This is a genomic window from Sphingobacterium sp. MYb382 (assembly GCF_037572665.1).
In the GTDB taxonomy this organism is placed as follows: Bacteria; Bacteroidota; Bacteroidia; order Sphingobacteriales; family Sphingobacteriaceae; genus Sphingobacterium.
Window position 1 is genome coordinate 96,208 of the sequence record NZ_JBBGZT010000012.1, and the last position, 12,528, is coordinate 108,735.

General features: G+C 42.8%; 7 protein-coding genes. All 7 read left to right on the plus strand.

Features of this window, described 5'->3' with window-relative positions; translation table 11 throughout:
- The first annotated feature begins 55 nt into the window (after positions 1-55).
- The 7 genes from WH223_RS05625 (at position 56) to WH223_RS05655 (ending at position 12,459) form a co-directional block, all read left to right on the plus strand.
- Complete coding sequence (locus tag WH223_RS05625) at positions 56-1,621, plus strand: glycerol-3-phosphate dehydrogenase/oxidase (RefSeq protein ID WP_340046558.1); 1,566 nt, start codon at positions 56-58, stop codon at positions 1,619-1,621.
- Between the two features lie 33 nt (positions 1,622-1,654).
- Entirely contained in the window at positions 1,655-3,148 is a 1,494-nt protein-coding gene (glpK, locus tag WH223_RS05630; protein ID WP_340046911.1) for a glycerol kinase GlpK, read from the plus strand.
- A 24-nt stretch (positions 3,149-3,172) separates the two neighbouring features.
- Positions 3,173-3,898 carry an MIP/aquaporin family protein gene (locus WH223_RS05635; RefSeq protein ID WP_340046559.1) on the plus strand — a complete coding sequence of 242 codons (726 nt, stop codon included), beginning with the start codon at positions 3,173-3,175 and terminating at the stop codon, positions 3,896-3,898.
- 254 nt (positions 3,899-4,152) lie between these two features.
- Positions 4,153-7,389, plus strand: a complete 3,237-nt coding sequence (locus WH223_RS05640) for a SusC/RagA family TonB-linked outer membrane protein (protein WP_340046560.1) — start codon at positions 4,153-4,155, stop codon at positions 7,387-7,389.
- Between the two features lie 19 nt (positions 7,390-7,408).
- The gene (locus WH223_RS05645; RefSeq protein WP_340046561.1) at positions 7,409-8,845 is read left to right on the plus strand and encodes a SusD/RagB family nutrient-binding outer membrane lipoprotein; all 1,437 of its coding nucleotides are present in this window, start codon (positions 7,409-7,411) and stop codon (positions 8,843-8,845) included.
- Between the two features lie 11 nt (positions 8,846-8,856).
- Positions 8,857-10,416, plus strand: coding sequence for a DUF5689 domain-containing protein (locus tag WH223_RS05650; protein ID WP_340046562.1), 1,560 nt, complete (start codon positions 8,857-8,859; stop codon positions 10,414-10,416).
- Positions 10,417-10,485: 69 nt separating this feature from the next.
- Positions 10,486-12,459, plus strand: coding sequence for a calcineurin-like phosphoesterase family protein (locus WH223_RS05655; protein WP_340046563.1), 1,974 nt, complete (start codon positions 10,486-10,488; stop codon positions 12,457-12,459).
- Positions 12,460-12,528: the final 69 nt, after the last annotated feature.

Genomic DNA, 12,528 nt, shown 5'->3' on the forward strand with positions numbered 1-12,528 from the left:
TTTACGTTTTTTACTATATTTACTATATAATTATAAACAAACGAAAGTATTCAAAATGAATTTTAGACGCGACGACGCTATAAAAGCCGTTAAATCAACAACGGAATGGGATATCACCATTATTGGAGGTGGTGCAACAGGTCTTGGTATTGCAGTTGATGCTGCTTCTCGAGGATACAAAACTTTGCTTGTGGAGAAGCATGACTTTGCGAATGGCACATCGAGCAAGAGCACCAAGCTGGTGCATGGCGGTGTACGCTACTTAGCCAATGGAGATGTCAAACTGGTATACTCAGCTTTAAAAGAAAGAGGGCTTATCTTTCAGAATGCGCCTCATGTTTCCTTTGTGCAGAGTTTTGTTATTCCTTCCTACAGCTGGTTTAACAAGCTAAAATTCCTCATAGGCTTGAAGCTTTACGACTGGATGGCGGGGAGCCTTCGTATTGGTAAATCGGTATTACTAAGTAAAGATCAGGTGGTAGAAAAGCTACCGCACATAAAAACTAAAAAACTAATTGGAGGTGTCCAATATTTTGATGGTCAATTTGATGATGCTCGCCTAGCGATCAACCTAGCACAAACAGCATCCGAATATGGAGCGACCCTTATAAACTACAGTGATGTTATTGAAATTAGTAAAAACGAAAGCGGACAGGTCAACGGCCTTACTTTTCGGGATCGTGAAAGCCAAGAAAGCCATACCGTAAAGTCCAAATCTGTCATAAATGCGACAGGAATTTTCGTTGATGATATTCTAAAATTAGATACCCCTACCCATAAAAACCTCGTACGGCCAAGTCAAGGGGCACATATTGTTGTTGACAAGCATTTCTTAGGGAATGTAGATGCCTTGATGATTCCGGAAACCAGTGATGGACGTGTTCTATTCGGTGTGCCATGGCATGACAAAGTACTGCTTGGAACAACAGATACGCCTATTGATGCGCATCAAATTGAGCCACGCCCACTGGAAGAGGAGATTAATTTTATTCTAACGACGGCACAACAATATTTGGAAAATGCGCCTACCCGTAAAGATATACTGAGTATATTCGCCGGTTTACGACCATTAGCTGCGCCGACCAATGGAGATGGTAATAGTACGAAAGAAATATCACGTGATCATAAGTTGATAAAAAGCGACTCTAACCTCATCACAATTACAGGAGGTAAGTGGACAACCTATCGAAAGATGGGTGAAGAGACCGTTGATCTATGTGTCAAAACAACAGGCTTAGCAGCGAAGCCATGCAAAACAACGCATTTAGCTATTCACGGTAGTACGACCATTAAAAACGAAGGGCATTGGCAGGTGTATGGTAGTGACCTACCCCATATACAAGCGCTTATGCGCGATCAACCGGAGCTAGCGGAAAAGCTACATGAAAATTATGACTTCCGCCTAGCTGAAGTTGTATGGTCTTGCCAAGCGGAAATGGTCGTAAAATTAGCCGACTTTATGGCCCGTCGTATTCGCTTTTTACTCTTAGATGCACATGCTTCTTTAGCGGCGGCACCTAAGGTAGCGCAAGTGATGGCTCAACAGCTCGGTAAGGATGACCAATGGATAGCTAAAGAGCTTAATGACTACACGACATTGGTTAAGAATTACACGATATAACAGAATAAAAACCTAATAAACCAAGATAATATGATGAAAGAGTATATTCTAGCACTCGATCAAGGAACAACCAGTTCACGCGCCATACTTTTCAATAAATCAGGGAATATTGTGCATACCGCACAACAAGAGTTTACGCAATTTTTCCCTAAGTCGGGATGGGTAGAACATGACCCAGCCGAGATTTGGTCTACACAATTGGAAGTACTTAAGGAAGCGCTAGCGACCGCAAATAAGCAAGAAGCAAAAATCAGAGCCATAGGTATTACCAACCAAAGGGAGACAACTATCGTTTGGAATAGGAAAACAGGCCTTCCGATTTACCATGCTATCGTATGGCAAGATCGCCGTACGGCGGACTATTGCAAAAGCTTAGTAGAAAAAGGTCTTGCACAGCAGATACAGGAAAAGACAGGCTTACTTATCGACTCTTATTTCTCGGCATCCAAAATCAACTGGATCTTAAAGCATGTCGATGGAGCTCGGACTTTGGCCGAACAAGGCGATTTGGCCTTCGGCACGGTAGACTCCTGGCTCGTATACAACCTAACGGATAAACAAAAACATATTACCGATGTGAGTAATGCTTCGCGCACGCTACTCTTCAATATTCATACCCTTGAATGGGATAAAGAATTACTAGACATCTTCGAAATACCGGCTTCCATGCTTCCTACAGTATGTAGCAGCTCTGAAGAATACGGAGATACAACGACGGAACTAACAGGCTCCCCTATTCCTATTGCTGGCATTGCCGGCGATCAGCAGGCAGCACTATTCGGGCAGCTATGTACACAAAAAGGAATGGTTAAGAACACCTATGGAACCGGCTGTTTCATGCTGATGAACATCGGTAAAGAGCCCGTTATCTCCACCAATAAATTAGTAACGACGATTGCTTGGAAAATAGGAAATGAAGTTACCTATGCCTTGGAAGGCAGTGTTTTTATTGCTGGCGCCGTGGTGCAATGGTTACGTGACGAATTGGGGATTATCACGCAGTCGGATGCTGTAGAGTCGTTGGCGACACAGGTGGAAGATACACAAGGGGTATATTTTGTACCTGCCTTCTCAGGCCTTGGCGCTCCACACTGGAATGCAGAAGCACGAGGCACTTTACTAGGGCTATCGCGTGGGACGAGCGATGCACACATCGCGCGTGCGGCACTGGAAAGTATCGCCTATCAAACATATGACATCCTTAAAGCGATGGAGGAAGACGCCCAAACAACCATTACCGAGCTACGTGTTGATGGTGGAGCAACAGCCAATACCTTCTTAATGCAATTTCAAGCCGACATCCTGCAAACGGCAGTGATACGCCCCGCTATTACGGAAACTACAGCCCTGGGTGCTGCATTTCTGGCTGGGCTTGCTACGGGTTTCTGGGATAACATAGCGGCGTTGCAGCAGCTATGGGAGGAAGAGAAAGTATTTAAAGCGCAATCAGATTCACGCCTTAAAGAGCGTCTACATGAATGGAAAAGAGCAACAGAAACGGCAAACTTCTGGGCTAATTACCAATAATAACTAACCTAATAAACTAAAATTATGAATGCATTTACAGCAGAACTTATAGGCACTGCTGCCATGATTCTTCTAGGTGGAGGAGTTGTTGCGAACGTTGCCCTTCAAAAGACGAAAGGCAACAACGGGGGGTGGATTGTTATTTGTACAGCCTGGGCCTTAGCGGTGTTTGTGGGCGTCACTATTGCTGGCCCTTATAGCGGTGCGCACCTAAACTGCGCCGTTACGCTAGCCAACTTAGTACTGGGGAAGATGACGCTGGATATAGCGCTCTCTTATATGCTGGCTCAGCTTATTGGTGCCATGCTTGGTGCCTTTCTAGTGTGGCTCGTCTACAAGGATCATTTTGACCAAACGGATGATGCTGGAGCAAAGCAGGCTGTTTTTTGTACAGCCCCTGCGATACGCAACTTGCCAATCAACTTAATCAGCGAGGTGGTGGGCACCTTGGTATTAATATTCACCATTTTCCATTTTACGGAAGCCAAAATTGACGCTTCAACAAGCATCGGATTGGGATCTATAGGCGCTATTCCGGTTACCTTTGTGGTATGGGTAATTGGTCTTTCCCTAGGGGGAACAACAGGCTATGCTATTAATCCAGCACGTGATTTGGGGCCACGCATCATGCATGCGCTACTTCCCATTAAAAATAAAGCCGATTTTAACCTTAGCTACGCATGGGTGCCCGTTGTAGGCCCTTTTATTGGTGCGTTGCTAGCTAGTTTACTATATATGATATTGTACTAAAGGCACAGAGATATTCCTAAAAAAATAACGCCAATTTCTATTTCATGAAGATGAACAGGAATTCCTATGCCTAAAAAGTCACACCTATTTATGAAGAAAAACCGACGATAAACATAATTTATCGTTTTAAGTCAACACTATATTATTGGTTATTTATGCCTCGAATTTGCTCCTATAGCCAATTTGAGCTATAAGTAATCAACTAAAGCCATGCTACCAATTTTATAAATCATAATTATTAAATGGATATCCCTATGTCACAAAAAAAGCACAACAAGGTAAAGCCATCCACAAAGCTTAACAGCATATTTTGGCTTGCCTTAGCCAGTTCATGCTATTCCGGAAGCCATGTGTATGCCAATCAATCCCATTCTTTTGAAAGAACAACGTTTCAAGAGAAAATCAAAATCCAAGGCCTCGTCGTCGATAAAAATACGAACAAGCCTCTGGCCAGTACCTCCATCCTAGTGAATGGAAAAAGTATAGGCTCGACCGATTTAAAAGGAGCCTTCTCCATCGAAATCACTAGCGGTTCACTCGTAACCTTTCAGCTTATCGGCTATGAAAACTTTACGCATAAATACCAAACAGCAGCGGATAATATCACCATCCGATTGGGTGAAAACATCGAAGGAATTGAAGAGGTAATCGTTACTGCCCTAGGAATTAAAAGAGAGCAAAAATCTTTAGGTTATGCTGCTACAGAAGTTAAGGGCGAACAGCTGACGGATGCTATCTCCAACAACTGGACGGATGCCCTATCTGGAAAGGTGGCTGGTGTCAACTTGGTTCGTTCGGGTGGTGGTCCTGCTGGTACTAACAAAATCATATTAAGAGGAGAAAACAACCTAACAGGCGACAACAATGCCTTAATCATTGTGGATGGTATTATTACGAGTTCAAGCAGTGGCAAGATGACTGGGGGAAGCAGCGGTGCTTATCTATCGGACGACTCTCCTACCGACTACGGGTCGGGCCTATCGGACATCAATCCCGAGGACATAGAAAACATCACCGTCCTAAAAGGACCAAATGCGACGGCACTATATGGTGAGCGTGGTGCTGGTGGGGCCATTATTATTACGACGAAGTCGGGAAAAAATAGGAAAGGAATTGGGGTTACGCTAACGTCCAACACCACCATTGAATCTATATCGCGATGGCCAGACTATCAATATGAGTATGGTCAGGGTGATGAAGGTATTAATTACTACTCTTTCTTAGCTGGTGGCGGACTAGCCAGCACACGAAGCACTAGCTCCGCTTGGGGTCCTAAATTTGATGGGCAGTCTTTTTTTCAGTACGACCCCGTTACGCAGGCACGTGGCAAAGAGGCTACCCCATGGGTACCTTATCCAAATGCGCGTAAGGATTTCTTCGATAACGGAAGGACGTTCACCAATTCGGTAACATTGGATGGCGGTAATGATAAAACAACGATGCGTTTTTCGTATACCAACCTCAACAACAAATGGATAATCCCAAACACAGGTTTCGACCGCAATACGGTATCTATCAATGCGAGCCATAAAGTCACCGATAAATTAAAAATACAAACTCGCGTAAATTATAAACAAAACCAAAGTGACAACCTGCCATCGACAGGCTACAACAACCAATCCTTGATGTATTGGAACATATTTTGGGTTCCTAATGCACCACTCAGCTACCTGACAGACTATTGGATAAAAGGCAAGGAGAATGAGGTACAAAGTTATCCCTTCAGCTCTTACCCCGACAACCCTTATCTTATAGCTTATGAGATGCTTAACAAAAATAAGCGTCAAGGTATAACAGGAAATGTAGAAGCTACTTATACCATCTCGGATAATTTAAGCATCATGGCACGCACCAACTTAGATTTCGGCATTGAAAGGCGCTCACAACAACGTCCTTTTGACACCGAGAAGTTTAAGAAAGGTATGTTCCGTACACAATCTATTCAAAACCAGGAGGCAAGTACGGACTTCATGGTGAATTATAATAAGGATATCAACCCGTCTATAAAAACCTCACTATCCGTTGGCGGAAGCACCCTACGCAACGAGCGCTATCAAGAAAGAAACTCGGCGGATTCCCTTTCTGTTCCGGGTAACTTTACCCTCGCTAATGCTTCGGGAATTGTTGTTGCCTCCCCTTATCAGGAGCAATTTGTGATGAATAGCTTATATGCCTTGGGAACATTTTCATACAAGGAGTTTGTTTTCGTCGATGTATCGGCGCGTAATGACTGGAACAGCACCTTAGCGACGCCTGAACGTAAAGGAAACTCCTCTTTCTTCTATCCTTCTGCCAATTTAAGCTTAATTCTAAACGAGATGTTCACCTTGCCTAAAGAGGTTTCTTACTTAAAACTAAGATCTTCTATCGCTAGTGTTGGAAGTGGAGGAACGGTTCCTTATCAAACGTCGTATACCTACAACCCTGAAGTTATATTTCCCGGAGGAGCCTCCAACCCTACGCTCCTCCCCAATCCGGACCTAAAACCACTGCGAACGGTAAGTTTTGAAATTGGAACGGACATGCGTTTGTTCAAGAATAGATTTACGCTAGGGCTGACTTATTACAAAGCGAACACCTATAATCAACACCTACGTGCAACGACAGACCGCGGTTCGGGCTATTCAACAGTACTTCTAAATGCGGGAGAGATTCAAAACTCCGGAATAGAAATCGAGGCTGGTGCTCAAATCATTAGGAAGAAGGATTTCCAATGGAATGTCAATGGAACCTATACTGCTAATAGAAACAAGGTAATCGAACTGACAGATATCCTTCCACAGATCATCCTACAGAACGGACCTGGTAGCCGTGGTGCTATTATAGCAAATGTTGGTGGTAGTATGGGGGATTTATATGGGCGAGGTTACAAACGCTCTCCTCAAGGTGACATCATCTATCAAAATGGTATCCCTATGCTTGATGAAAATATGAAATATATTGGTAATACCAATCCAAAATGGAAAGCTTCCTTGAACAATGAGTTTAAATACAAGCAGTTTAGAGCAAGCTTCCTCTTTGATGTTCAGCTTGGTGCTGTTGCTTATTCCCTAACCGCAGCAAACCTAGCCGAGCAAGGGAAGACGAAAAATACCTTACCGGGTCGATACAACGGCATCATTGGTAACGGTGTTGTCGAAAATGGAGATGGCAGTTACAGCCCTAACACCTTTATCACGGAGAATATATGGAACTACTATGCGGCACATCTAGGTAAAGACAATGTCGAAGGGACAACCTATTCTACGGACTTTTTAAAACTGAGAGAAGCACGCTTAGACTATTCCATTTCAAAAAGACAACTGGAAAAAATTGGTCTGCAAAGAGCTACAATAGGTGTTTTTGGTCGTGATTTATTTATGTGGACCAAGTGGCCAATATTCGACCCTGAATTTGGAACATTAAGTGGTTCAGACATCAATAAAGGTTTTGAGCTAGGGCAATTTCCTGCTACACGAACTTTTGGTCTTAACATAGTTATTGGTATTTAACCTGATAGGAGACAAAAAAATGAAAAAGATACATATACTTTTTGCATTGCCTTTGCTATTTGCGCTAAGCTCTTGCAACAAAAATTTTGAAGATATTAACACTAATCCCAACGGATTAAGTAAAGTGACACCAGCCAACTTACTGGCTCCAGCCTTAAAAAAGACCGTTGAATACAACATGAGCCGTTCACAACGTGTAACCAATGAATTAATGCAGGTGACGGTAAATATGGGCGATGGTGACGGAAAAATATTTAGGTATGAAATTCGCGCCAGTGAAGCAGACTACTTGTACAACAACCTATTCCTTCAATTAACAAATTTTAAAGATATCTACGACCTTGCCGAAAAAGCAGGCAACAAATCCTATATGGGCGTATCTTTAATATGCCAAGCTTGGTTATACGCGATACTGACCGATACCTATGGTGATATCCCCTACGCTAATTCGATAAAAGGAAGAGAGCTCAACATCAGTCCTGAATTTGACCGTCAGGAAGATATCTACAAAGGGCTTTTTCAATCTTTAGATAGTGCCAATGTTTTCCTTCAAGGGGCCGCGAACCTAGACAATGGATCCGACCCTGTTTATGGCGGAAATGTGACGCTATGGCGAAAATTTGGGAACTCCCTATACCTACGTCTGCTGATGCGCGTTTCGCAAAAAGCAGCTATGGATGCCCCAAGACAGATTAAAAAAATGATTGATACACAGGCGGCAAACTATCCGATCATTGGTAGCAATAGCGAATCTGCTATTCTTCGTTGGACAGGCTCAGCACCTTATACGTCACCATTCTCTACCTGGCGCCCTGGCGACTGGTACACGCCTCGACTAACAACGTTCTTCGTCAACAATCTGAATGAATGGTCGGACCCGCGCATCCAAAAATGGGCTTCACTATATGATGGTGAATATGCTGGTGTACCGAGTGGATACCCTATTGGCACAAATCCGGTTGGAAAATCGGCCTTACTGACCACCTTGATGACAGAGCCATTACTAGGCAATATCCTAAACTACAGCGAGCTACAATTCACATTAGCGGAAGCCGCAGTAAAGGGATGGATAAATGCTAAAACCGCTAAGGAGTATTATGAGGCGGGGACAAAAAGTGCCATCGAATTATGGAGCCTAGAGCTGCCTGCCAACTACCTCCTTGGAGAGCATGTGGTATGGAATGAGGCAGCCAGCCTAAGCCAAAAAATGCAACTTATACACCAACAGAAATACTATAGTTTATTTTTCACTGATCTACAGTCATGGTTTGAATTTAGACGTACCGGATATCCAGAACTGCCAATTTTATCGGGCCACTTAAACAATGGTATTATGCCAGCACGTTTGAATTATCCCGTTTATCTTCAGTCTGCTAATCCAATCAATTATAATGCTGCCCTACAAAATCAAGGTCCTGACAATATCAACACGTTGGTTTGGTGGCAAAAACCTTAATGAAACGCACCATGAAAAATAACATACACAAAAAAGCAGTAAAACGTGGGTTTCTGCTGCTTTTCGCCGCTATCGGTATCTTCCAAAGCTGTGAACAAAAAGATAAAGAATATTTGGGTGAACTAAGTCCATACATCGCCTTGGAGGATGTCCGCGCACTGCATAAAGGTGCTGATGTAAATCTAAGTAAACAGGCACTATCGGGGGCATCCATGATTTACGGAACTGTCATTTCGGACCATAAAGGCGGTAATGTCCCTGAGGGTACCATCGTTCTTCAACAATCGAAACGTAACCGTATTCGTGGCATGGCTATTCAAATTGGCCCTACTGCTGCTGATTACAAACCGGGAGACTCTATTGTTGTCAATATTGAAAACAAAACGTTGTCAAGAAACGGCTTTTTAATGGTTACAGGATTAGGAGCGACCGACGTCAAAAAAATATCATCAGGAAATGCGGTTTACATGACGACAACGACGGCTTCCAACGTAAATAACTCGCCTCAAAATTTCGAAGGAACATTGATTCGGATGATTGGCGGACAAATGTATCCTCGTCCTGCCGTGGACGATAAATTTGAAGGTAATAGACGTATGATAAATGGTGCTGATACCATCAGTATCACGACGCGTCCTACTGCCGAATTTGCGGACCTACATGTTCCTCGAAACATTACCGTTACAGGAATTATGCTGGGCGCCCCAACGGATGCACAGGCAAAAAACAGTATTTACCCAAGATACAAAGGCGACATCATTGATGTATCGGACCCTGAAGTACCGGAGTACATCGGTTCGACACCAATTATTATTACAGGTTTTTGTGCGGATCCAACAGGAGCCGATGCGAACTATGAATATGTTCAGCTAAAAGCGAATGTCGACATCGACTTCAGCCAAGTTCCTTTCACGCTTGTCACAAGCACCAATGCTGGAACGGTACTTCACAACGCTGGATGGGCTAGTGGCGGCGGCCGCAGTTATAAATTTAACCTGACGACGGGCTCCGTAAAAAAGGGAGAATACTTTTATGTAGGCGGTCATCAACGCCGTATCAATGGAGCCAACTCTACGGTTATTTCTTCCGCCAATTGGATAAGATACATTCAGTATAGCACCAATGCTGGTGACGGTTTCGGAGACCCTAGTTCAGGACTACTACCTAACAGTGGTAACGCTGGTGGTATCTCCTTATTTATCGGAACCAATATTGCGGAGCAGTCTGTCCCTATTGATGTAGTCTTCTATGGCGGAAATGGAATAGCTTCCATCATCAGTCCGGACAAAACGTTGGGCTATCGCATTGGTAATACCGATAACTATTCACAGTACAACGCAGAAACAGGAGATGCTACTCCATTTTTCTCCATGGGTGATGGCAATAATGATTTTAGATTTCCACATTCAACACCTCCAGATATTGGGGCCTTTTACAAGCTTGGCGGGAAGTTTAATACGACAACACGTAAATGGATAGAAAAAAGAACACAAACATTTGTGGTAATGACGAAACAGTCTGTCTTAACGGAGATTGAAACTGGTGAGGGTATTACTGTCCAAATAGATTAAACGAAATAGCATGGCTAGGTTAGCTTAGCCATGCTATTTTTATGCATCAACTTTTATCAACCTAAAAAAATGAATATCAAAAACATACAAAAAACATTACTTACGCTTTGTGCGTTGGTTATTCTCTTCAATTATTCGTGTAAGAATAAAAATGCAATAGTCCCTAAAGGACATGAAACCACAGTGGTTTCCTTCGAACTCACAAACTTCAACGTCCCTGCAACCTACTATATTTCACAAGATGTAGAATTAGCCATCAAAGGTCAAGGGTTCCAGAAGGACGATATTATTTCTTTTGTACCCAGGGATAGCCAATCGCCTGTAATAAATATTGCGATTAAGACGCTTTCTACAGAAAGCATCATCCTAGCACCAACAAATGAGCTGAAAAATGGCGTATACACGGTCTTAATTCAGCGCGGAAATGCGCAGCGTCAACTAGGGAAAACGACAATATATGCTGTATTCAACCCTAATATTCCGGATAAGGAAGGAATGACGGTAAAAGGAAGTGTCTTTAGCGACGGTAAAGGAATTGCCAATGTTGTTGTTTCCGATGGTAACGAAGTGACAAAAACCGACGATAAAGGAATCTACTATTTACCTTCAAAAAAGCAAACGGGTTATGTTTTCATTTCTGTTCCTGCTAACTATGAGGTTGTAAACAACAATGGTAACCTACCTGTTTTTTATCATTTTTTAAATGCCATAGAAAACTCCGTTGAGATAAAAGACTTTGAATTAAAAGACGTCAACAATGAAAACCACATCGTTCTCAGTTTGGCAGATTTACACCTAGCCAATAGAACGAATGATATAGCGCAATTTCAAAATGGCTTCGTCAAGGATATCAATGCGCAAATAGCCGCTTTTCAAGGCCAAGGCAAAAAGGTATATGGACTTACACTTGGCGACCTGACTTGGGATACGTACTGGTACAGCAATAGCTTTATGATTCCAGAATATGTGAAGCAAATTAGTCATGTGAATGCCCCTATCTTCAATGTAATAGGAAACCATGATAATGATCCTTACATCGCTAACGACTGGGCATCAGAAAATGCTTTTCGTAATGCTTTAGGCCCTACTTATTATTCCTTCAATCTGGGTAAAGTACATTACATCGTCCTGGATGATACAGAATATATTAATGCCGGCGGAGCAACAGGAATAGTTGGTAGCCGCAATTATAATGGTAAAATAACAGACCAGCAGATGGCTTGGCTTGCCAAAGACTTAGAAACAGTAACACCAAATACACCAGTTATTGTGGCGACACATATACAAATACACAATGCGCCTAATGAAAAAAATAACCTACCGGGGTTTAGGATAAGTAATGGTGACAAACTGGTCAGCATGTTAAGCAAATTTAATGAGGTACATATCCTTACAGGACATACCCACGTCAATTATAGAGTGGAGCGTGACAACAAGCTGATGGAGCATAACACGGCGGCAGTATGCGCTACATGGTGGTGGACGGGAAACAAAGGCTACGCAGATAATCATATTGCTCCGGATGGAAGTCCGGGTGGCTATGGCATATGGGAGATGAACGGAGACAAAATTAAGTGGCAATACAAATCTATCGGTTATGAACCGAACTATCAGTTTAGATCCTACGACTTGAACAACGTACATATTACCGCCGACAATTACACCAAAAATGCAAATGACCAATTCAAAAAACTAGTACCTACGTATGCGTTCAGCTTTGCAACAGCGAACAAAAATAATGAAGTACTAATCAATGTATGGGGATATGATCCTAAATGGACTGTGACAGTAAAAGAAAATGGCACGCCTCTGAAAGTAGAAAGAGTAAGCTCACGCGACCCTTTACACATCATATCTTACGGGATGAAACGTTTAGACCTCAATGCAGAACCGTCTTTCGACTCTGCCAACAGCTCACACATGTTCAAAGTAAAAGCTAGCAGCGCCAACAGCACCTTAGATATAAGTGTCACCGATCGCTTTGGAAAAGAGTATACAGAGCGCATGATTCGTCCTAAAGCCTTTTCCTATACGATGCGTTAATAGCGCTATTTATTAACAAAAAGGTAATATACGAGGACTCATATTTTAACTAATTTTCCGGCCCGAAAG